The organism is Desemzia sp. C1 (genome assembly GCF_020882875.1).
GTDB classification, from domain to species: domain Bacteria; phylum Bacillota; class Bacilli; order Lactobacillales; family Carnobacteriaceae; genus Desemzia; species Desemzia incerta.
In genome coordinates this window covers 1,977,397-1,999,648 of the sequence record NZ_JAJIZP010000003.1, presented here as the reverse complement: position 1 = coordinate 1,999,648, position 22,252 = coordinate 1,977,397, and the positions used below count along the sequence as shown (strand labels likewise).

General features: G+C 36.2%; 21 protein-coding genes and 1 other annotated feature (1 of these 22 cut by a window edge). Of the genes, 3 read left to right on the top strand and 18 right to left on the bottom strand.

The features are described from left to right. Positions 1-84 precede the first annotated feature (84 nt). Genes mgtE through LMF32_RS10120 form a run of 4 tightly spaced genes read right to left on the bottom strand, consistent with a single transcriptional unit; the run spans position 85 to position 3,802 of the window. Positions 85-1,425 (bottom strand): magnesium transporter, encoded by a 1,341-nt coding sequence (gene mgtE, locus LMF32_RS10135; RefSeq protein ID WP_230525112.1) that lies wholly within the window; start codon positions 1,423-1,425, stop codon positions 85-87. Positions 1,426-1,479: 54 nt separating this feature from the next. Next, entirely contained in the window at positions 1,480-2,367 is an 888-nt protein-coding gene (locus tag LMF32_RS10130; protein WP_092479718.1) for an RluA family pseudouridine synthase, read from the bottom strand. Then, complete coding sequence (locus LMF32_RS10125; RefSeq protein WP_092479719.1) at positions 2,357-3,169, bottom strand: NAD kinase; 813 nt, start codon at positions 3,167-3,169, stop codon at positions 2,357-2,359. The genes LMF32_RS10130 and LMF32_RS10125 overlap by 11 nt, the downstream gene beginning before the upstream one ends. A 45-nt stretch (positions 3,170-3,214) precedes the next feature. After that, positions 3,215-3,802 carry a GTP pyrophosphokinase family protein gene (locus tag LMF32_RS10120; protein WP_230524664.1) on the bottom strand — a complete coding sequence of 196 codons (588 nt, stop codon included), beginning with the start codon at positions 3,800-3,802 and terminating at the stop codon, positions 3,215-3,217. A 162-nt stretch (positions 3,803-3,964) separates the two neighbouring features. On the opposite strand from LMF32_RS10120, the gene LMF32_RS10115 reads away from it, so the two are divergent. Both LMF32_RS10115 and LMF32_RS10110 read left to right on the top strand, forming a co-directional pair. Continuing rightward, on the top strand, positions 3,965-4,555 hold the full coding sequence (locus tag LMF32_RS10115) for a CYTH domain-containing protein (RefSeq protein WP_230524663.1): 591 nt from the start codon (positions 3,965-3,967) through the stop codon (positions 4,553-4,555). Positions 4,556-4,750: 195 nt separating this feature from the next. Continuing rightward, positions 4,751-5,389, top strand: a complete 639-nt coding sequence (locus LMF32_RS10110) for a DsbA family protein (RefSeq protein ID WP_188203864.1) — start codon at positions 4,751-4,753, stop codon at positions 5,387-5,389. Positions 5,390-5,523: 134 nt separating this feature from the next. On the opposite strand, the gene pepF is transcribed toward LMF32_RS10110, so the two are convergent. The 4 genes from pepF to spxA form a co-directional block, all read right to left on the bottom strand. Beyond that, the gene (pepF, locus tag LMF32_RS10105) at positions 5,524-7,344 is read right to left on the bottom strand and encodes an oligoendopeptidase F (protein WP_230524662.1); all 1,821 of its coding nucleotides are present in this window, start codon (positions 7,342-7,344) and stop codon (positions 5,524-5,526) included. Positions 7,345-7,429: 85 nt separating this feature from the next. Beyond that, complete coding sequence (locus LMF32_RS10100; RefSeq protein WP_230524661.1) at positions 7,430-8,593, bottom strand: competence protein CoiA family protein; 1,164 nt, start codon at positions 8,591-8,593, stop codon at positions 7,430-7,432. A 222-nt stretch (positions 8,594-8,815) separates the two neighbouring features. After that, positions 8,816-9,493: an adaptor protein MecA gene (locus LMF32_RS10095; protein ID WP_092479725.1), complete on the bottom strand. Its 678-nt coding sequence runs from the start codon at positions 9,491-9,493 to the stop codon at positions 8,816-8,818. 275 nt (positions 9,494-9,768) lie between these two features. After that, entirely contained in the window at positions 9,769-10,167 is a 399-nt protein-coding gene (gene spxA / locus LMF32_RS10090; RefSeq protein WP_092479726.1) for a transcriptional regulator SpxA, read from the bottom strand. Between the two features lie 515 nt (positions 10,168-10,682). Between spxA and trpS the strand changes: the two genes are divergently transcribed. After that, on the top strand, positions 10,683-11,687 hold the full coding sequence (trpS, locus tag LMF32_RS10085) for a tryptophan--tRNA ligase (RefSeq protein WP_230524660.1): 1,005 nt from the start codon (positions 10,683-10,685) through the stop codon (positions 11,685-11,687). 148 nt (positions 11,688-11,835) lie between these two features. Here the strand turns inward: trpS and LMF32_RS10080 are convergent, their stop codons facing one another. The 10 genes from LMF32_RS10080 to infC form a co-directional block, all read right to left on the bottom strand. Further along, positions 11,836-12,855: a lipoate--protein ligase gene (locus LMF32_RS10080; RefSeq protein WP_230524659.1), complete on the bottom strand. Its 1,020-nt coding sequence runs from the start codon at positions 12,853-12,855 to the stop codon at positions 11,836-11,838. A 64-nt stretch (positions 12,856-12,919) separates the two neighbouring features. Continuing rightward, positions 12,920-13,660: an MBL fold metallo-hydrolase gene (locus LMF32_RS10075; RefSeq protein WP_230524658.1), complete on the bottom strand. Its 741-nt coding sequence runs from the start codon at positions 13,658-13,660 to the stop codon at positions 12,920-12,922. Between the two features lie 219 nt (positions 13,661-13,879). Continuing rightward, positions 13,880-15,286, bottom strand: coding sequence for a protoporphyrinogen oxidase (hemG, locus tag LMF32_RS10070; protein WP_230524657.1), 1,407 nt, complete (start codon positions 15,284-15,286; stop codon positions 13,880-13,882). Positions 15,287-15,385: 99 nt separating this feature from the next. Next, complete coding sequence (locus tag LMF32_RS10065) at positions 15,386-16,468, bottom strand: M42 family metallopeptidase (protein WP_230524656.1); 1,083 nt, start codon at positions 16,466-16,468, stop codon at positions 15,386-15,388. 323 nt (positions 16,469-16,791) lie between these two features. After that, positions 16,792-17,073, bottom strand: coding sequence for a DUF1232 domain-containing protein (locus tag LMF32_RS10060; protein ID WP_188205433.1), 282 nt, complete (start codon positions 17,071-17,073; stop codon positions 16,792-16,794). Between the two features lie 129 nt (positions 17,074-17,202). After that, positions 17,203-18,876: a peptide ABC transporter substrate-binding protein gene (locus LMF32_RS10055; protein ID WP_230524655.1), complete on the bottom strand. Its 1,674-nt coding sequence runs from the start codon at positions 18,874-18,876 to the stop codon at positions 17,203-17,205. 241 nt (positions 18,877-19,117) lie between these two features. Then, positions 19,118-20,407 (bottom strand): group II intron reverse transcriptase/maturase, encoded by a 1,290-nt coding sequence (ltrA, locus tag LMF32_RS10050; protein WP_230524654.1) that lies wholly within the window; start codon positions 20,405-20,407, stop codon positions 19,118-19,120. A gap of 533 nt (positions 20,408-20,940) precedes the next feature. After that, a complete protein-coding gene (gene rplT / locus LMF32_RS10045; RefSeq protein ID WP_092479733.1) occupies positions 20,941-21,300 on the bottom strand; it encodes a 50S ribosomal protein L20 in 360 nt (119 codons plus the stop codon). A 102-nt stretch (positions 21,301-21,402) separates the two neighbouring features. Then, complete coding sequence (gene rpmI / locus LMF32_RS10040; RefSeq protein WP_092479734.1) at positions 21,403-21,603, bottom strand: 50S ribosomal protein L35; 201 nt, start codon at positions 21,601-21,603, stop codon at positions 21,403-21,405. A gap of 23 nt (positions 21,604-21,626) precedes the next feature. Then, the gene (gene infC / locus LMF32_RS10035) at positions 21,627-22,151 is read right to left on the bottom strand and encodes a translation initiation factor IF-3 (protein ID WP_188205450.1); all 525 of its coding nucleotides are present in this window, start codon (positions 22,149-22,151) and stop codon (positions 21,627-21,629) included. A gap of 28 nt (positions 22,152-22,179) precedes the next feature. Then, positions 22,180-22,252: a sequence feature (ribosomal protein L20 leader region), on the bottom strand (it continues 70 nt past the right edge of the window).

The window sequence follows — 22,252 nt, the reverse complement described above, 5'->3', positions numbered from 1 at the left end:
ACGATGATTCGATAAAGTAAAAGGAAGCTGAGACAGTCTCAGCTTCCTTTTTTCGCTTTAATTTTTTATCAAAAAGCATCATTTCTATAAGGCTGTTAAAAAATAAGCAGCGATATTGAAGTAAATAAACACACTCGTTAAATCGCTTAAAGTGGTGATGAACGGTCCACTAGCCACTGCAGGATCAAAACCTAATTTATCCATCAAAACAGGGATGAAACTTCCCGCCAAATTGGCGATCGTAATGGCAAATAACATGGCTACACCGATAACCAACCCTAAAATCATATTAGATTGCCATATTCCTACCAGCAAGAAAACAGTTATCCCAGTCACTAAACCTGTAATCAATCCAGATGAGAGTTCTCCTAAAATCATCCGCCCAATCGTTCTGGTTTTATCTTCTTTTTCTGCTAGTCTTCGAACGGCTACCGCTAGTGACTGAGTACCTGCATTCCCAGCAGTTCCTGTAATCAAAGATATAAAGACGGCCAATACGCTGACTTCACTGACCATATTTTCATAATTGCTGATTAATGTTGAAGTTCCCATACCAAGGAACAACAATGTTACTAACCAAGGCAACCTCTTAGAAGCCACCACAAAAGGATTTTCTGATCTTTCATCCACGTCTACCCCTGCCAAACCAGAATAGTCGCTTCTTGCTTCTTCATCAATAACATCGATAATATCATCAACCGTAATAATACCGACTAAACGGTCCACTAAGTCTATAACCGGAACAGCCAGTAAGTCGTAGTCCCGAATAGTATGAGCGACTTCTTCTTGATCGTCAGTCACATGGACTGAAATCAATCTGGTGCCCATAACGTTTTCTACTAACTCATCATCTTTTCTAGTTATCAAATCCCTCAAGGATAAAACTCCTACAAGTTGTTTTTTCGAATTTACTACATATAGATAATAAATTGTCTCTGCTTCTTCAGACTGTCTTTTCACTTCTAATAAAGCTTCTTTGATCGTCAATCCTGCCTCGATAGAAACAAATTCAGTCGTCATGATTGATCCAGCGGTGTTGTTTTCATAGACTAACAGATCGCTGATTTCTTCTGCTTCATCTAAAGGCATCAGATCTAAGTATTCTTTTTGCTGTTCTTGCTCTAACTGGTTTAAAATATCTACGGCATTATCTGTGTACATCTCACTTAACATATCTGCTGCATACTGGATATTCATCTCTTGTAAATAGTCTTCGATGAATTCTTCATCTTCTTCGATGGTATCGAACAAGTCAGCCATTTCTTCTGGCGAAAGAAACGCATAGATTTTCTTTCTCTCTTCATTGGCTAATGACAAATAGAATTGCCCTTGATCATAAGTATGTAGCGAAAGAAAGTACCTTCTGAAATTATTGATATCCCCAGCTATTAAGTATTCTCTTAAAAATTGCAATTTGTCTTCGATTTTTTCTGAGTTATCATTCACGAAAATTCTTCCTTTCTACTAGGTAACGCATGTTTATTGTTGTTGTTTCCAAGCTTGGAAATCTTCAGGATATTCAGCGGTGATCGTGACTGACTTCTCTAAAAATGGATGGTGAAATGTCAGCTCACGGCAATGCAAAGCTTGGCGCTTGATCCATGGATTTTCTTTTCCGCCGTAAAGAGTGTCGCTGATCAGCGGGAGTCCCATCCAACTAAAATGAACACGGATCTGATGAGTTCTGCCTGTATGCAATTGAATATCTACCAGCGAACTGTCTGAATATTCTTTCTTCACCCAATATTCAGTTAAAGCTGCTTTTCCGCTTTCATGGACTCTCCTCGTGATAATTGAATCACTTGTCCGAGCGATAGGCGCATCAATATATCCATGAGCCTGTTTTAACCGACCCGAAACGACAGCTGTATATTTTTTGATGACTTCTTTGTCTCTCAATGCTTGATCGATCAGTGCGTGGGCATAACGATGCTTAGCAAAAAACATCAAGCCGGATGTATCTCTATCTAGCCTAGTCACTATATGAATGACTTTGTTGGAATATTGTTTTTGAATAAAATAGCCTTTCACGCGATTAGCCATCGTATCTTTTGGGTGTACATTTGATGGGATAGACGCTACTCCAGCTGGTTTGTTGACGATCAAAAAATGATCATCTTCAAAAACGATATCGATTGGCAAATCCGAAGGAAGAATATTAGGTGTACCTTCGTCATCTGGGACAGTAACCTTTACTATATCATTTTTTCCTAATTTATACACAGCATTTACCTCATGACCGTTCACTTCTATTTTTCCGCCATGAAACTTTACTTGTGCTAACAAACCTCTAGAAATGCCCTGTTGTTTTAAAAAAGATTTTACTTGTATCAATTGTTCATTTTCGTATTGCCATTTAAAGATCATTCTGTTTATTCGCTCCTATAAAACCTGCTTCTACACGATTCCAGAAATGGGTATGTCTGTATCGAGCAAAATGGATTCGTTCTTTCGCTACACGATAAGATAATTCTACAATATTTTTTTCTGAGGATGTCAAATGATCGATGGTTAAGACAAATCCTTCAGAGGTTACGGGTCTCAAAGTCAACCATTCATCAGTAGGGATGATCATCGGTGAACTCAATGTACGAAAAACTCGATTATTTATCGAGGCAATTTCTGCGATTTGAAGAGCATTGATTCGCGGATGGATAACAGCGCCGCCTACGGATTTATTATATCCTGTAGAGCCTGTTGGAGTTGAAATACACATTCCGTCTCCTCTAAAACGTTCAAAAAATTCATCTTTGATGTATACGTCACACACCATCGTTCCATCCAATCGTTTAATCGTCGATTCATTTAGTGCAAGAAAATGGGCAGGTTCTTTTCTTCCTTGATAAATTGCAGACACATCCAATAGAGGATAACTGACACTCTCGCCCTTATCTCTTACTAAACTTTGAACCAATTCCTCAATCTCGTAATCTCGCCAGTCTGTATAAAAACCTAAATGCCCAGTATGAACACCTACAAAGCGTACTTGGTTCAATAAATGGGCGTAACGATGAAAAGCAGAGAGCAACGTTCCGTCTCCCCCTACCGTAACGACAACATCTGGATTCTTATTGTCTAAAGTCAAACCAGCTTGAAGTGCGGTTTCTCGAAATTGTTTTACTAATGCAACTGATTTTTCACTATCATTGCTCACTATTCCTACTCTCACGGTTAGCCTCCTCCTGATTCTGCCATTTTACTTTCTCTTTCGTTTTTAACGAATTTCTTCTCTAATCTGAGACATCTCTTCATCCAACCTGAAAGCTGCTTCGGCTGCTCTTTTGAGACGAACTCTTAAATCTTCCGGCAAATCATCTTGGTATTTATAATTCAACGAATGCTCTATCGTTGCCCAAAAGTTCATGGCTAATGTTCTGATTTGTATTTCCACTAACACATTTTTTTCGCCATCTATCAATTGCACCGGATATTCTACGATGATGTGATACGAACGGTATCCACTATCTTTTTTATGAGAAATGTAATCTTTTTCTTCAACAATTTTCATATCATTTCGTTTTTGGATCAATGCCACTATATCTCTTATATCATCTACAAATTGGCACATAATACGCAATCCAGCAATGTCTTGCATTTCATCTTCAAGATTTTCATAAGATATATCCCGCAACGCCATTTTGCCTAAAATACTCTCTATAGGTTTGACTCGTCCTGTGACGAATTCAATGGGGTTGTGTATATTTTCCGTATGGTATTGCCTGCGTATCCCTCTTAATTTCACTTTCAGCTCTTCTACGGCTTGTGAATAAGGCGATAAAAATTCTGACCAGTTCTCAATCATAGCTGCAACCTTCTTTACCTATTTCTTATCGATTTACTTTCTAATTCTCAATAGTACTAGTTTAACACATTTTAAAACAAAGAAGAAACTTCAAGTAAGGCTGAACTATGGTAAAATACTTTAGATGCAATAAAAAGAATTCGTCATTAAGGAGAGAATCGTATGAGCGAAGAATTGGAAATAGAATTCAAAAATCTACTCAGCAAATCAGAATATAATGAGTTGCTGAATATTTTCAATGCGCGCGAAAAAGACTTTTTTTCGCAAGAAAATCATTATTTTGATACGGCAGATAGTCGGTTAAGAAAACTGAATTCAGGATTGAGAATCAGATTGCTACCCCAATCAGCTGAGTTGACCTTAAAAACTCCTCTTGGACTGCATTTGTTGGAGACAACCGACCAGATGACATTAGATGAAGCACATGCTTATTTAGCTGGCAGCACCATCAAAAAAGATGGTATGGTAGGCAGAAAATTAACAGAAATGAACATTTTAATAGAAGATTTACGCATTATTGGTTCTTTAAAGACTGTAAGATTCGAAACATCCGTACCAGAAGGTCTGGTTGTTCTTGATAAAAGTACCTATGCAGGAAAATTAGATTATGAATTAGAATTTGAAGCACAAGATCATCATGAAGGGTTAGCCTTTTTCAATCAGTTTTTAGAAAAATATGCAATCCCAAGAAGAATAGGAAAAAATAAAATAGCGCGTATGAAAGATGCAATGGACGAAAATGGACGAAAATGAACGAAATGTGAAGCCTTAAAAGGCTGTTTTCCCGGGGTTTTTGTAAAATTTGTGGCAAGTTTGTTACAAGCTTGTCTTTTTTTTCCATTTTTTGATTCAGTCCATTATCACTTTTCGTTTATTTTTGATAAAGTGTCTATGTTGCCACAAAGAGTCAAGGCAGACACTAAAAAATAAACTATATAAGGTGAAGACATGCTTACTACAAAAAAAATAATTGAATTTTATCTATTTATCAATCCACTAGAAAAAGAAAGTTTTGAAAATCTTCAAAACATATTAGCTTTTGCTGAAACCAGACAAGAAAAAGTTTCTATCCAAATCATGCCATTATTGAATTTATCTAGTTTTAACCATTTTATGTATAAACACAATCTTTCAGAAACAGATTTAACAACCAGAAATAAATTATTTGCTCAAACTTACGATATGTCTTTATCTTTTATTGCTGCTTCTATGCAAGGAAAGAAAAAAGGTCGTAAATTCTTATTGAATTTGCAAGATGCTGTATTGAATCAAGGTCGCGCTTATTCTGAAGAATTACTTGTAGAGATGGCTGAAAAATCAAAAATCGACGTTCCTATGTTTTTCGACGATAAACAATCTGATTTTGCAAAAACGGCTTTCTCAGCTGATCAAAAAGTAGCGCGAGACATGAAAGTTGAAACTACACCTTCTTGTGTAATGTTCAATGAATCATTGTATGAGTATGGTTTGTTACTAGAACATGAAGTTTCTTATTCTTTACTAAATAACTTGTATGACATCTCTCCTAACCAACTAGACACAGTGATGAAAAAAAATGTATTTCCAACATTAAGAGTGTTGAATTAACCGACAGGCTACACCAAAAGACTTCTTTAAGAGGTCTTTTTTTATGGTTTAACTTGTTTTATAACCAACTACAAAAAAAAGAGATGGACAACAGTGTCCATCTCTTTTTTATACACCACTTTTAATGGCTAAGTTTAGTCTGCTTTTACTTCTTTTATTAATTCTTCTAATTCGTTCAAACGTCTTTCGAAGACAGCCATAGCTTTTTCAATGTAGTCTTTTTCTGTCATATCCACGCCAGCTTTTTTCATAACTTCAATCGGAAAGTCGCTATTACCAGATTTTAGATACGTTAGGTATTTATCTAATGCGCCTTCTTCTCCACTCATGATTTTATCTGCTAAAGCAGTAGCTGCAGAGAATCCTGTTGAATATTGATACACATAATAATTGTAGTAGAAATGAGGAATGCGAGACCATTCGTAAGCAATTTCGGGATCTTTTTCTACTGCAGGGCCATAATAACGAGCATTTAGTTCTCCATAATAGTTCGTTAATAACTCTGCTGTTAAGGGAGTTCCCTTTCTAGCTTCTTCATGTATTGTGTGTTCAAACTCAGCAAATTGAGTTTGACGGAAAATAGTTCCTTTAAACCCATCCAAATAATGGTTTAAAATGTACACACGTACTTTTGGATCCGTTACCGTTTGCAGCAGATATTCTGTTAAGATGTTCTCATTAGTTGTAGAGGCAATCTCCGCTAAGAAAATAGAGTAATCTCCATATACATATGGTTGATTTTTTCTCGTAAAGTAACTGTGAGCACTGTGCCCTAATTCATGCACTAACGTATACAAATTGTTTAAAGAATCGTGCCAATTCAATAAAATGTAAGGATTGGTCGCATAAGCTCCGGATGAGTAAGCTCCACTTCGTTTTCCAGTATTTTCAACCACATCGATCCAACGGTTTTCAAAAGCTTCTTTTAAAACAGCCTCATACTCTTTTCCAAGAGGTTGAAGAGCTTTCATCGTTTCCTCTTTGGCTTCCTCATATGTATACTTGATCCCAGCTTCTCCTGTGATTGGTGTATACATATCATACATATGCAATTCGTCTACTCCCAACAATTCTTTTCTAAGGGCTACGTAACGGTGAAGCAATGGCAAATGTTCTGCTACCACTTCAATCAAATTATCGTGAACTGATTCCGGAATATGATTGTTTGCTAAAGCAGCCTCTCTGGCAGAGCCATAATGATGCACTTTCGCATTGTAATTATGGTATTTCACATTTGATCCCAACGTACTGGCAAAGGTGTTTTTTAATCCTTGATATACACTGTAAAGTTTTTTGAAAGCTTGTTCACGTACCGAACGATTTGTGCTTTCCAGCAATTCTCCAAATACCCCATGAGATAGTTGGACATCTTCGCCGTTTTCATCTTTTATAGTAGGGAATTGGATATCTGCATTGTTCAACACACTGAACGTCTTGCTTGAAGCTCCAAATATTTCACTAGCTCCTGCTAATAAAGCTTCTTCATTTGCAGATAGAATATGATCTCGGTTATCAGTCATCTGATCGATAAAGTGACGGTAAACAGCTAGTTCTTTATTTTCTTCAAAATAACTGTTTAGTTGATTTTCAGGAATTTCTAGTACTTCTGGTTCAAACCAAGCCATTGCTTCTCCAGATTTGGCTGCCAATAAAGAAGCTGAATCATACATACCTTGATAGGTAGAATTAGCTGTATCCTGATCATTTTTTAAATGAGCGTATACATAGACTGTTTCAAGTTTGTTAGAAACATCTAATAACGTTTCGACAGCTTGTTGGAATGTTGTTGCACCTTCTTGCAATTTACCCTTAAACCCAGTTATTTTAGCTAAACTTCCTTCAACATCCTGGTAGGCTTTTTCAAATTCAGCATCTGAGTTAAAAATAACTGTTAGATCCCAAGTCAGTTCTTCTGGTACTTCATGTCGTTTTGGTAATTTGTTTGATTCACTCATAACACATAACCTCCTAAATTTTATCACTTTCTAATCTTAACATAATTTTCACATAAAAAAAGTGAGAGCTGCATTTTTTTCTGTTTTACAGCTCTTTTTTGTCCAATTTTTCAAATTCGTCTAGTTTCTCACTTTCGTATTTGTATGTATAAGGCAGATTATTAATCCGCCATTCCCTTGCATTCAACGAAGTAAGAACAGTCTGTTTTTCCAGTTTTGATAAATAAGAATAGAACACTTTTTCCTTTATTGTATTTTCAATAAAAGGTAAAAGACAAAAATGGAATTCTTTATTTTTTTTCATATCCTCTATTTTTGTATCCAATTCTTCCTTTGAAAATATTTTTCCGCTGCCCTTTTCTTTTATCCATTCTAGAAGAATCATTTTCCAGAAATGTGGGATCGTTTTAATGATCCATTCATTCTCTACAGGTATGTATACTTCTTTAGGTAGGGAAATCAGTGAATATCCATGATAGTAAATATATTTTTGAAATTCGACCATCTTTGGATTTTGATAGAGTCTTCCTTTTATTAAGTATTCGTGGCTTTTTTGGTAAGAAAAATTATGGGTTATTTCATTTGTTGGAACCGTTGATTCGGACATATCGAACCATTTTTTTAATCCGGCCAAATCAACGTGCATTACCCTTTTTCTGACCGAACCGCCTGGCTGGTCAACGGATATATTGGCATAGATTTCGAATAACTGTTTATCTTCTCTTAAACAAATAAAATAAATCCCTAAAAGTGGATGATGTCTCAGAAATAGTTGTTGAAAAGGAGTCACCTGTCTTTTTAATTGAAATTTGCTGCCGGCAATCCATAGAACTTCATACCCGTTTTTTCGATACCCTTCTGTTCGCTCCAACATTTTTTCAAATGATAACGGACTGCACTGAAATTCTATCGCTATCGGTCGGTCTGCCTCTGGCCAAATCAATAAGTCCGGTCTTTGATGCAACTCCGGCAAATAGGCTTCTAATTGACAAGGAATATTTTCATTTGAGAACCATTCAAACAATAATTTTTTTCCTGCTAAATGTTCTTGAGTCTCTCCTTCTGAAAAAAGCGAACAGTTGCTATGTCTGAAGTGAGCAAAATGCGCTTGAATAACTTTGCCGCTTTTTAAAAATACTTTTTCATGACAACCTGGACAGAAATAAACGTGTTGCACCTCCTGGTTATTCCCTTTATTGATTTGGTCAGCAGTAATGTGTTCATTTTTAACCGTTAAAGCTACATACATCCTTATCACTCCTTATTCATCATGATTCCTTATGGATAATATGCGCAAAAAAATAGACTTTTCTTATAAAAAATGATATTTTGACAATTTTTAATTACATATACAGAAAGACGCTCATGCTTTTAGGAGGCGGTATAGAGAAGACCCCTTGATTTTCTATACACAAAAATACCTGATGAGAAAACAAATTCTCATCAGGTATTTTGCACATAGTATTCTAGTTTACTTAAAAAAGTAGCGAAGTGTCTCTAATGCACTTCTTTCAATGATTGATTTGCCGTACTCTTCAAGAATACCACTGGTTACATTGGTTTTCTTAGCAAATTCCAGCACTAAAGCTGTTTCGCGTTCCATATTGAAGATTTGCGCCCCATCTACGAAGAGGACGATTTCTAAATAGTAGCGATTGTTGTAATAATAAACATTTGACACAGCGTTATTCAAATACAATATTTTTGATAAACTGATTAGATCTTCAAAATCTTCAAATTCCACAACCAATTCTTTCGTTTGATTTGATGGATCACCTAAATACATATCGATTTCATCCATATCAGTATCTAAATTTTGATTATCAGAAGTAATTCGGTCTTGAATGTACTGAGTTATCTCATCTTTACTAAAATTTTCAGCATCAGATAAGTCCAAATGGTCAGCAGAAGGGCCTTCTTTACTAATAAATAATTCAAGTCCATTTCCTTTAGGTAAAACTTGAAAAGTTATGGCATCAGATTCATGGAACTGTTCATCAATATCTACTTCTTCCAAAATACTATAAAAGAAATTTTCAATTTGTTTACGGTTTCCTAAGAGATCTAAAAATTTAATTCCTCTTTCTTCTAAATCAGAATTATCAATTTCTACTCGAATGGTATCTTCATTAATACGTTCCATTTCCATAGTCTTGCACCTACTTTCTATGCAATTCCATTGAATTGCTAGCTAAAAGCTCATTTATATCTATAGATTTATTGTATAGGAAATTATTTAAATGTAAAGCCAAAAAACTGTAAACTACTAGCTGGAGGGTAAAAAAATAGAGCTGGACCAAGAGTATTGGTTCAAGCTCTGTTAAATTTTCGCTTTTAGACAAACAGTAAAAATCAACTTCATTACTCAATGTTTATGGATACGACATTTCTTTGAGTCGTTAACCTTTGCTTAACCTTTTGTGTTCAAATTCCTGCTATTAGTTGTGCTTTTTGTAACTCTAATGCACGAACTTCTCTTGGCAAGAAACGACGAATTTCATCTTCATTGTAACCTACTTGCAGACGTTTTTCGTCTACCATGATAGGGCGACGTAATAAACCAGGGTTTTCTTGGATCACATCGTATAATTCTTGTAAATTCATATCATCTAAATCGATGTTTAATTCTTGGAAAGCTTTTGAACGAGTCGAAATAATTTCTTCCGTACCGTCTTCTGTCATACGTAAAATGGATTTGATTTCTGTAATCGTTAACCCTTCAGAAAAAATATTTCTTTCTACATAAGGAATATCATTTTCTTCTAACCACGCTCTCGCTTTTCGACATGATGTGCAGCTTGGTGATGTAAATAAAGTAACCATATGTATTCTCTCCTTTGTAATGAGCTAGTTTTTTTATCAATGGTTGATGTCTCACTTGCTAACTTACAAGGATTATTATAACGAATGATTTATACAAAGTCTACCCCTTTTTGACATTTTTTTGTCAAATTTAGTTATTATTTTTGTATATTTTAGTCACTTTTATTATTTCGTTCACAATAATCATCTTTAAACCTTTTTAAATCAACGTTATTTTATACTTGTGTATATTTATAATAATTATAAATAAGTTATTATTACATTCTGAACTTTTTCCGCCTTTTTAGTGAAAACCGTTTAATGTCAACTTTCTTAAAACAATTTCCATTTTCACTTATCATTTTTTTCGAAATAGTAGACACCCAACAAGTTTTAATAATTTTTCCTTTTATTTAAGGAAAGACCTAAATTTTCAAGGTTTTAAGCAATTATTTCCTATTTTTCATAACAAACGGCTCTTTTTTTGTTATGATATCTAGGAAGCAAGAATTGTATAGATACAGGGAGTGTAAGAAATGACAAAAACTATTTTTTCAGGTATTCAACCTAGTGGTACGCCTACCATAGGAAATTATATTGGAGCTATGAGACAATTCATTCCTTTACAGGAAGAATTTAACTGCTTCTATTGCATTGTAGACGAACATGCTATAACAGTTCCTCAAGATCGCCTGCAATTGAGAAAGCAAACAAAGAGTTTAGCGGCTTTATACTTAGCTATTGGATTAGACCCAGAGAAAGCTACAGTATTCATTCAATCAGAAGTTTCTGCTCATGCAGAAGCTGCTTGGATCGTTCAATGCAACACCACGATTGGGGAACTCGAACGAATGACTCAGTTCAAGGACAAATCCGCTAAAAATGGAAAAGCTGGTGTATCTGCCGGATTACTAACTTACCCCCCACTAATGGTAGCGGATATCATCTTATACCAAGCTGACTTAGTTCCTGTAGGGGAAGATCAAAAACAACATTTAGAATTAACTCGCGATTTTGTCGAACGCTTTAATAATCGTTATGGAAATAACAACGCCATTTTAACGTTGCCTGAAGTGCATATTCCTGAAGCAGGTGGTAGAATTATGAGCTTACAAGATCCTACCAAAAAAATGAGCAAATCAGATGAAAACCAAAAAGGATTTATCTCTATGTTGGATGAACCTAAAGTGATACGAAAAAAAATCAAGAGTGCTGTTACTGATTCAAGTGGTGTTATTGAATATGACAAAAAAAATAAACCAGGAGTTTCTAATTTGCTGACAATTTATTCTTCTTTCACAAACGAATCTATCGATACCATCGTTAAACGCTATGAAGGTGTAGGTTATGGTCAATTTAAAGAAGATCTAGCTGAAGCTGTTGTGGCTGTTTTAGAACCTATCCAACAACGACACGATGAATTATTGGCATCAGAAGAATTAGATCTTATTTTAGACAAAGGCGCTGAAGAAGCAAGATTAGTAGCAAACAAAACTTTAAGAAAAATGAAAAATGCTGTTGGATTAGGCAGAAAAAGATAATATTCACCATTAAAAAGTTCTGTGTCATTATTCCAAGCAATTAAAGTTGACCGAACACAGAAATTTTACACCTATTTCAAAATAAAAAAGACTGAACAAAGTTTACCGCCCAAAAGTTGGGCGCTACTTTGTTCAGTCTCATTTTTATTTAATAAATCAAATGGACTAATTCTTCTTTAGTAATATCTCCAAAATACTTCTTGATATCTATTTCGTCAAATGCTGCAGAAATAGTTTTTGCTTCATATTTAATGCCGGTTAATTTTTCTTCCACATCAGAAATTTCTCCTAGTCCAAAGAAATCTCCGTATATTTTGATGTCTTGGATGATACCTTTTTCAACGTTCAATTTCACATCGATAGATCCTATAGCAAATCGTTGACTTCTTTCAATGTCAAAGTCGGGTGATTTCCCATAATTCCATTCCCAATTTCCAGTGTATTGTTTCGAGAACTCTTCTATTTTATCCCAGTCTTTTTCTGTTAACTTGAATTCTTTAACCTCTTCAACAGAGTCGACTTCAAAAATGTTCAATAACAATCTTTCACGGAATTGCTTCGTATTCATAAATTGGAATTCATCAGACATAAATGGTTTGATGTTGGTTACGCGACTTCTAACAGACTTGATCCCTTTAGATTCCAACTTTTCTTTTTTTGGTTTTAAAGCTTTTACTACTGCATCGATTTCGCTGTCAAACATGATTGTTCCATGAGCTGTCATACGTCCATTTTTGGAGTACATTGCATTTCCAGAAAATTTTTGTCCATTGATCAGCAAATCATTCCGTCCTTTTAGTTCAGCACCTTCAACCCCGATTTTATGCAAGGCTGTAATCACCGGTTCAGTAAATTTGCTGAAGTTACGGAAAGAATCCCCATCATCTTTTGTGATAAAACAAAAAGACAGATTTCCGAAATCATGGTAAACAGCACCGCCGCCAGAAAAACGACGCACGACATGAATATTGTTTTGTTCTACATAATCGCGGTTTACTTCCTCATATGCATTTTGGTTTCTTCCTATTATAATGGAAGGCTCATTGATATAGAACAACAAAATCGGTTCATCGAGATGAATTTCATTCAATAAATAATATTCAATCGCTAAATTTAATCTAGGATCTGTTATTTCTTCTCCATTGCGCTCATTTTTTACGTAATACACACTGCATTCCCCTTTTCTTATACTCACTTCATCCTACTAATTCATGAATCTCTATTCCGTTGCTTCAAATGGTAATCAGCAGATCCTTCTCTGCTAATAGGACTTCTTGAGAACCAAATTCTGCTGCAGCTTGTTCTTTCAATAAAGCTAAATCACCTTGTTGGGGCAAATGAGTCAACACCAATTTTTTAACTTGTGCTTCTTTTGCTATTCTCCCTACCTCGGTAGCTGTCATATGCACTCGATGGTTCTCCATTCCATGAAAGAAATTTGTATCAGCCAGCAACAGATCAGCATGTTTTGAAAATGGTATAAAGCCTTCTAGATAACCTGAATCTGCTGTAAACACCAACACTTTCCCTGTACTAACTTCTTCGATACGAAGCGCAAAACAAGGTACAGGATGCAAGGTCTTCATGGCTGTAATCTCAAAAGGGCCAACTGTAAAAGACTCATTCTCTCTGTAGCCTATTCCTTTTGAAACGCGGTCCATTGTCAATCGATCAAAGTTTTCTTTATCTTCCTCATGGCCGTAGATAGGTACAATTGGAGCTCGGTTCTCACCTACCCCCTTCAATTGACGGGTAAACTGGAATACTCCTAAATCTGCTATATGGTCATGATGATAATGAGAAATCAAAACAGCATCTATATCTAATGGATCTACATGGTTTTCTAACGCAATCAAGGACGCACTTCCCGCATCTAGCCATAGATGGTATCCATTAGATTCAATCAAATAAGAGCTGGTTCCTTCATTTTTCGTGGGGTATCCTCCCCAATAACCTAAAATCGTCAGTTCCATCATCTTACCTCCTAGTTTTCTTTCCTTCACTTTAGTCCAGCGGGGTGTAAAAATCAAACAGCCGCTTTGTTTGGGTTTTACTCGTCTTATTTATGATAACTGATAACTTACTTTAGAATTAAATTCACAAACACTACTTTACAGTATTTCAGAAAAATATGAAATAAAAAAAACATTCAAATCGCTAAATTTGAATGTTTTCTCATTTTCTATCCTACATTAAAGACAATTCTGTTTTTTTATCACTTCTATTAATTGTTCACCAATTTCGTTTCCTTGCCTGATGCAGTGGTTTAAACCAAAACCTTCTAATCCGTTTCCGCCTATTAAGACTCCAGGATATTTCTCTTCCAACATAGGACCAACGACTTCTTTCATCGCCTGTTCTTGGTGAACAGAAAAATGAGGAATGGCATCTGGCCAACGTTTAATGATACGATAATTTGGTTTTTCTGTTACGCCAAGGATCATTTCTAAATCGGCTAAGATTTTTTCTTCGATCTCTTTATTGCTTAACGAAACAATCATGTCTTCACCTTTACGACCAAAATTCACTCCAAGCAACACTTCTTTAGAGCCGTATAAACTTGGCCATTTTTTTCCTAAAAAAGTAATGGAAGAAACAAATGAATCATTTCTTCTAGGAGTCAATATCCCAAAACCATCAGGATAGTTCTTGATCGATTCTGGGTTAAAACTAAAAACAATATATCCAATAGAAGCGGTTTTGATTTGAGAAAATTGTTTATTCAGTTCTTTATCTTTAAACAGCTTTGTATACTCAGTTGTTGGTGTTGCGACACAAATCGCACCTACACGAACCTCTTCTTTAAGATTTATATTGAGAATGTATGTATTCTCTACACCAGGTTTGATTTCAACTACCTTTTTACTGTACTGGATATGAGGCTTTAGGATTTCTTCAAGTTTATCGGTTAATACTGAAAGACCATGAGCAAATGTAGCATAATTTCCTGAACGATCTTCTAGTTCGGGATGCTCTTGTAAGGCTTTTTCAATCGTTCCATACTTTTGTTCTAACTCAAAAACCGTTTCACGATTAGCTTTAACACCCATATCATCAATATCGTTGGCATAAACTTTTGAAAAGAACGGTTCTAACATCAGTTCAACAATTTCATCACCAAGTCTTCTCTTTAAGAAACTGCTCACTTCAATATCCTCTGTTAACTGCTCTGGTTGCAAGAAACGATCTTTAAACGTAGCCACTTTCCCGTTAAAAGAAAGCATTTTACTTTTCCAAATATCCATTTTGTTCATCGGGATACCTTTATACGTCGGAAAAGAATTATGGTGCAACTCATTATAGTAAAATAGATCTTGTTTACCGCCTTCGCTATAGACGAGTTGGTCCTCAATTCCCAATTCTTTAATCAATTCCAAGGCTTCTGGATAACGAGTATCAATAGATTCTGCACCTAAATCCAGGTATTGATTCTCTACTTTCATACTGTAGATTTTACCGCCGACTCTAAGAGAACTCTCTAAAATAATCAGCTCAAATGGTAAATCTTCCGCCTCAATTTTCTGTTTGATACGATAAGCAGCCGTCAGACCCGTTATACCTCCACCGATCACTGCAATCCTTTTTTTTGCTCGCTTCATGCTATTATCACCTGCCAACAACTCGAATTCATTTACCAACAACCTTCTCTAAAAATACTTACTTTATTAACTATTCAGAGTTTTAATGCATATTTTTCACTAGTCGAACGTAATCCTTTTTACTGTCTCAGCATCTAATCGTTTAACGACTTCAGTCATCAATTTTACCGTATTCATGTAATCTTCTTCATGAATAACGGATGTATGAGAGTGCAGATAACGAACCGGTACCGTCACAGCTAGAGAAGGGATTCCATTGTGAGAAACGTGCTGACTTCCAGCATCGGTTCCCCCACCCATTATGACTGTCAGCTGATAAGGTATGTTCAATTCTTCTGCTATTTTAATAACAAAATCGCGTAATCCTTTATGAGCCACCATAGAAGCATCGTATAAAATGATTTGCGGACCTTCTCCCAATTTCGAGTCTGCTTCTTTAGCTGTCATACCTGGTGTATCACCAGCCGTTCCAGTATCTAACGCAAACGCAATATCAGGATTAACTAAATGAGTAGCCGTTTTTGCTCCTCTTAACCCCACTTCTTCTTGGACATTCCCTACTCCATAAGCTATGTTAGGATGGTCCGATTTACTCAAATTTTCCAGAACTTTTAATGTTACAGCTGTTCCAATACGATTATCCCAAGCTTTTGCTACTAAAAACTTCGAATCGTTCAGTCTTCTAAACTCAGTATAAGGAGTAATCATATCTCCTAATTTCACACCCCAAGAAGCAACTTCTTCTTTGCTTCCAGCTCCTATATCAATAAACATATCTTTTATATCGTAGGCTTTTTCCCGTACTTCTTTTGTGAGAACATGAGGCGGCTTACATCCAATAACTCCATGAACTACCTTACCAGAACTTGTAGTGATCTCTACTTGTTGAGCTAACATGACATTTGCCCACCACCCGCCTAGAGGAGTAAAACGGATAAAACCATCATCTGTGATAGAAGTCGCCATAAAGCCTACTTCATCTAAATGACTGGCAAAAAGAATTTTGGGTCCTGATTGATCCCCTGTTTTTTTAGCAATAATACTTCCTAAATTATCATATGTAATCGAGTCTGCAATAGGATCTGCATACTTTTTAAATACTTTACGAACTTGTCCTTCATTTCCAGGAACTCCTTTAGCATCCGTTAGTTCTTTTAAAAAATCGATATCTGTATTTTCCAAATTGGACCCCTCCATCTGTTTTTCACATCATCCTCTTTATTATATCATGTATTATTTCGTTTTGGTTAAATACCACTGAATTAAATTTCTTTAATTGTGAACATCTAGTTCTAATTTATAGGCAATTTTTTGGAACAAATTAGATTCCAATTTAAACCCTTTTTAAAAACAATCGTTTCTTCTATACTATAAAGTTTTTTCTAGTTTCTGTCTCTTTATTTGTCTTTTTTATGATGTAAAGAAAGAAAACTTTATTCATTTCTAAAAAAAAAGTCCGAAATGATTTTCTCTTTATAAGAAAATCATTTCGGACTGTATCGTCATTAAGCTTTTTCTGCTTCTTTTATAGGAGTTGGATGTTCTGATGGAGTTTCGTCACTCAACATTTTGTCTATGACCAAAAAGAGAATCGGCAATAAAATATCGTCTGCGTAACCTGCTAGTGGAATAAAATCAGGAATGATATCTATTGGGCTGATGATGTAAAGAATCATCCCTAATACAGCAAGTTTCTTTTTCCCTTTTACATTAGAGTTGAACAGCGCCAGACATAATGACTTGATTTTGTTTACAGGAGTCTTCACCGTTTTTTTTCTCATTTTCATTGTACATTGTCCTTTGCCTATAATATTTTACAACAAAGACGTTTTCAGTTTCTTTGCTATGTCATTATTATAAGTCACTATACACAATAAATAATCAGACTAAAGGATGACTTTTGAACTTAAAGTAAGTTACTGTACGATATCGGCCCATTTGTAGGTGTACTCTGCTCCAACAGGATGAGCAATAATGCCGTCTACTTTGTCCTTTTGTAAAACAGCTTTATATTCTTGATAAATAGGCGCGATAATACCTTCGTTTAATAGTTGTTTTTCCGCTTCCAACAATAACTTCCATCGTTGGCTCGGCGATATTTCAACTGATTCAGCGTCTGCAATGAGAGCATCATAATTTTCACTTGAAAAACCAGTATTATTGTTTCCATTGTTCGTTGTAAACAATCCTAGAAAGTTGATTGGATCTGCATAATCCGCACCCCATCCAGCTAACTGAATATCGTAATTTTGTTCTTCGTCTGCCGTTAATCGAGCATAAAAAGGCTTATTAGAGATATTGATTTGCAACTCAGGAAAAACATCCATTAAGTTTTTTTGCAGATAAACCAACGAATCTCTGCCTACTTGAGTATCGTCCCCAATAATTTCTAATGAAAGTTTGTCTACACCCAATTCTTCTAATCCTTTTTTAAATAGCTCTACTGCTTCTTGTCTATTGTAAGGCATTAAATAGCCGTTTTGTTTCCTAAAGTCTGTACCAGTCTCAGGGTCATATGCAAAACGTTCAGGAACTAACCCATCTGCCTCGATTGACCCGTTGCGCAAAACTTTTTCGACAAAACCTGATTTATCAATAGCTTTAGCAAGAGCTTTTCGAATATTCTCGTTCGCCAACGGTGTAGGTTCACCATCTTTGTTTTGATTAAATTTCAAATAATAAACCGAAGAGGTTGGGATGTATTCTAACTCCGGATGATCCTTCTCTAACTCAATGAATTCACCAGTCAGCATGATATGATCCACTAAATCATTATTGTATAAATTCAATGCTGTATAAGTTTCTTTCACTACATCAACATTGATGGTGTTCAAATTAACTGAGTCGCGGTCCCAATACTGTTCATTTTTTTCATATACCCAGCTCAACCCTGTGCCATCCCACTCTTTTAGTACAAAAGGTCCATTATATAAGAGAGTTTCACTCGACCTAGCATATTCATATCCCATTTCTATTACATACTCTTCTTTTTGCGGGAAGAAAACTGGAAGAGTCAACAAATTGCTGAAGTAAGTGAACGGTTTTGTCAGTTCTACTTGTAATGTTTTATCGTCTAAAGCTGTTGCACCCAGTTCATTTGAATCCAATTCGCCGGATATGATTGCATTGGCGTTCTTAACGATATCTTGAATCAAATGGCTGCCAACACCTTTTGTTTCAGGATCAACTAACCGTCTCCAAGCAAACACAAAGTCATGTGCCGTGACTGGGTCTCCGTTTGACCATACAGCATCTTCTTTGATTTTGAACGTATAGGTCAATCCGTCATCACTAATAGCAGGTTCTTCTGCTGCCATACCAAGAACGATCTCTCCATCTTTTCCTTGTCGATAAAGTCCTTCAAAAACATTGTTCATCACGTTTCCGCTAACGATGTCTCGCTGCATGACCGTATCCATTGTGGGTATTTCAGATGACTCTGTTAAGTTTAATACATTTTCGTTATTGTGTCTGTTCGTATACTCTTCTGTTAGATATGGGTTACCAGATTGCTTCTCACACGCTCCCATAAAAATCAGTACAGCAACTAACGGCACAAGAACGTTTTTCAATTTTTTAACGCTTCTCATTTTAAATTCTCCCTAATCTAAAAGGCTACCTTACTAAATTACTTGGTTCACCTCTGCTCTACCTATTGATATTATCATCAAACTTTACTGCTTACAATGCTTTATTGAATAGTTCAAAAATCTTAACAAGCACTTAGAGGACTCTTATTAGACAAATCGAGTAGGAGATAAATAATTAATTTATTTATTTATCGTCCTCTCACACCACCGTACGTACCGTTCGGTATACGGCGGTTCAATTTCATATAACATGCTTTTGTTTTAAATAGTAACTATCTGGAGATACTAGACCTTTGAAGGCTAGTATCTTATTGGTTACTGTGGTTGTCATAACCCAGGACAGGGCTATTCGGGCAGTTCCTTTGGAACTGTGGCTATTCATGTAGGCGTTGTAGTCGCTCATCCCTAGTTTAGTGAGGGCTCTTCTTCGATTTTTGGCTGTTTTCCATTGGTGCCAGATACACATCCTCAGTCGATAACGAAGATGACTCGCTATTTTCTTGAGTTTTGTGTGCATATTTCCTATTTTGAAATAGTTCACCCATCCTCTGATGACTTGATTCAATTTAACGATGCGGTAAGCCATATCAATGCCCCAGCTTTTCTTGCTTAGCTGATGAAGCTTATATTTAAACGTCTCGATTGATATGGCATGAGGCTTTGCTTGATAGCCTTTATCTGCTTTCGACCAATAGAATCCAAATCCCAAGAATTTAAAGGTTGGGTCATTAGGTTTAATGATTTTCGATTTACTCGTGTTCACAGTTAAACCCAGAGTTTCCTCAATATATCGTGTAACCGAACGCATTACGCGCCTTGCTGCGAATTCGCTCTTAACGAGGATAATGCAGTCATCTGCGTATCGCACGAAGTGTAGACCTCTTCTCTCTAGTTCTTGGTCGAGTTCATTTAAGAGGATATTACTCAATAATGGCGAGAGGTTTCCCCCTTGGGGAGTGCCAACTGGACTTTCCTCATATTCTCCGTTTACCATAATGCCACTCACGAGATATTTCCGAATCAATGATATCACATCACCATCGGTTATTTTCCGAGAAACTAGATTCATCAGTCGATCATGGTTAACAGTGTCAAAGAACTTCTCTAAATCAATGTCGACAATCCAGTGATAACCTTCGTTCATATCTCTTAGCCCTTGCGCTATAGCCATATGGGCGTTGCGGTTTGGACGGAATCCATAACTACTGTTGTGGAAGTGTTCGTCAAAAATGGGTGTGAGAACTTGTGCAATCGCTTGTTGAATAACTCGGTCAACCACTGTCGGTATACCCAGTAGTCTGACCCCACCCGATGGTTTAGGTATTTCTACTCTTCTGACAGGTTTAGGTTGATAGTGACGTTGACGAATAGTCTGAATAAGCTCTTCTTTGTGCTGACGAAGATATTCTTTAGCCTCTTCGATAGACATACCGTCAATGCCTGCGGCACCTTTATTCCGTTCCACTTGTCGAAAGGCTTCGTTTAAATTATTTCTGGATAGGATTCTATCCAGTGTCCTGTTTTCCTGCATGCTTGTTACTCCTTTTCTGCTCTCGTAAGGCAGCTATCTACTTTTACGCTGTCGTAGCCAATAGTCTTTGGCGGCCTCCAATAAAGATGTTTGTAACGATAAAATTGTTCGGTCCTTCGCTCTTTCTAGCTTTCACTAGCTGTCTTCACTACTACGACCTCTGCTGACTTCTCATGAGTCAAGCACTTATCACTAAGTGTATTTGGTATAACGTCATGAGACCTCCCCAGTTAAGGTGCGAACTCTTTCACTCCATCTATCTGCCACATTTATGCTTCGAGTTAGGACAGTTATCGGACTTTAGCTTCTTTCGCAGCCTTATCCACTCGACTCACCTCTTATGTGATTTCTGTTCGTCAGACCAGAGTTTTGCCTTAGGCTTCCTTCAGATTCCACCTCACGGTGGACACCCTTGCCGTCAGCTATATGCTTACCACTGTCAGGTCGCATTCGGGACTTGCACCCGTTAGAGTTCGCCCATGCTGGGCGAACAAAAAAAGCACCTTCTAAACGAAGGTACTTTTAAAATCGATTTATTTGTTTAATGCTGATTTAGCTTGTTCAGCTAAAGCTGTGAATGCTGCTGCATCTGTAATAGCGATGTCAGATAACATTTTACGGTTAATATCGATTCCAGCAAGTTTAAGACCATGCATTAATGTGCTGTAGCTCATGTCGTTCATACGAGCAGCTGCATTGATACGAGTAATCCATAATTTACGGAAGTTACGTTTTGTAGTACGACGGTCTCTGTATGCATACAAGTAAGACTTCATTACTTGTTGGTTAGCTACTTTGAATAAAGTATTTTTAGAACCGTAATAACCTTTTGCTAATTTTAAAACTTTTTTACGACGTTGGCGTGTTACTGATCCACCTTTTACACGTGGCATAATAATTTCCTCCTTTAAGCAATCCCTTACTAGGAAAACTTAACAAAATATGATTTTAGTTGTTCTCTGTTACAAGAGAACCTTTTATCGTTATGAAATAAATTATTTCATTTGTGAAAGCATTTGACGAATACGTTTGAAATCGCCTTTTGAAACCATTGCTGATTTACGCAATTTACGTTTTTGTTTTTGCGATTTGTTTGCAAACATATGGCTCGTTTTAGCGTGATGACGTTTTAATCCGCCATTACCTGTTCTTTTGAAACGTTTTGCTGAACCACGGTGTGTTTTTTGTTTTGGCATCTGTATATCCTCCTAAAGTCTTCTTACTTATCAGTAGTTTGAGGTGCTAACATCATAAACATGCTGCGACCTTCCATTTTAGCTGCTGTTTCTAAAACAGCGATATCAGCTACTTCTTTATAGAAACGGTCAAGAACTTCTTTCCCGATTTCTTTATGTGTAATAGCACGTCCTTTGAAACGGATAGAAGCTTTCACTTTATCTCCTTTTTCAAGGAACTTACGTGCATTACGAAGTTTCGTATTAAAGTCACCAATATCAATAGTTGGGCTTAGACGAACTTCTTTTACACTAATGGTTTTTTGATTTTTACGAGCTTCGCGTTCTTTCTTTTGCTGTTCGTATTGATACTTACCATAGTCCATTACACGAGCAACAGGCGGTTTTGCATTTGGAGAAACAACAAGTAAATCCAAGTTTGCTTCTTCAGCAATCTTTAAGGCTTCACTTTTTGAGATCACACCAATTTGTTCACCATCGGTACCAATAACTCGCAATTCATGTGCACGAATGTTTTCATTTAACATCATATCTTTTGCTATGGTCATTCACCTCCGTAAAATTTGAGAGAAAGATCAGCAGAAAAATAGACGGGTTCATTTCTGAACCCGCCCATAAATAAATACGTACTTACGCCGTGCGTAAGACA

Coding starts and splice junctions, on each gene's coding strand:
- LMF32_RS10075 (WP_230524658.1), bottom strand. CDS start 13,660: ATGGAACTGACGATTTTAGGTTATTGGGGAGGATACCCCACGAAAAAT.
- LMF32_RS10115 (WP_230524663.1), top strand. CDS start 3,965: ATGAGCGAAGAATTGGAAATAGAATTCAAAAATCTACTCAGCAAATCA.
- LMF32_RS10060 (WP_188205433.1), bottom strand. CDS start 17,073: ATGAAAATGAGAAAAAAAACGGTGAAGACTCCTGTAAACAAAATCAAG.
- trpS (WP_230524660.1), top strand. CDS start 10,683: ATGACAAAAACTATTTTTTCAGGTATTCAACCTAGTGGTACGCCTACC.
- rpmI (WP_092479734.1), bottom strand. CDS start 21,603: ATGCCAAAACAAAAAACACACCGTGGTTCAGCAAAACGTTTCAAAAGA.
- spxA (WP_092479726.1), bottom strand. CDS start 10,167: ATGGTTACTTTATTTACATCACCAAGCTGCACATCATGTCGAAAAGCG.
- LMF32_RS10110 (WP_188203864.1), top strand. CDS start 4,751: ATGCTTACTACAAAAAAAATAATTGAATTTTATCTATTTATCAATCCA.
- ltrA (WP_230524654.1), bottom strand. CDS start 20,407: ATGCAGGAAAACAGGACACTGGATAGAATCCTATCCAGAAATAATTTA.
- infC (WP_188205450.1), bottom strand. CDS start 22,151: ATGACCATAGCAAAAGATATGATGTTAAATGAAAACATTCGTGCACAT.
- LMF32_RS10055 (WP_230524655.1), bottom strand. CDS start 18,876: ATGAGAAGCGTTAAAAAATTGAAAAACGTTCTTGTGCCGTTAGTTGCT.
- hemG (WP_230524657.1), bottom strand. CDS start 15,286: ATGAAGCGAGCAAAAAAAAGGATTGCAGTGATCGGTGGAGGTATAACG.
- rplT (WP_092479733.1), bottom strand. CDS start 21,300: ATGCCACGTGTAAAAGGTGGATCAGTAACACGCCAACGTCGTAAAAAA.
- LMF32_RS10130 (WP_092479718.1), bottom strand. CDS start 2,367: ATGATCTTTAAATGGCAATACGAAAATGAACAATTGATACAAGTAAAA.
- pepF (WP_230524662.1), bottom strand. CDS start 7,344: ATGAGTGAATCAAACAAATTACCAAAACGACATGAAGTACCAGAAGAA.
- LMF32_RS10095 (WP_092479725.1), bottom strand. CDS start 9,493: ATGGAAATGGAACGTATTAATGAAGATACCATTCGAGTAGAAATTGAT.
- LMF32_RS10120 (WP_230524664.1), bottom strand. CDS start 3,802: ATGATTGAGAACTGGTCAGAATTTTTATCGCCTTATTCACAAGCCGTA.
- LMF32_RS10100 (WP_230524661.1), bottom strand. CDS start 8,593: ATGTATGTAGCTTTAACGGTTAAAAATGAACACATTACTGCTGACCAA.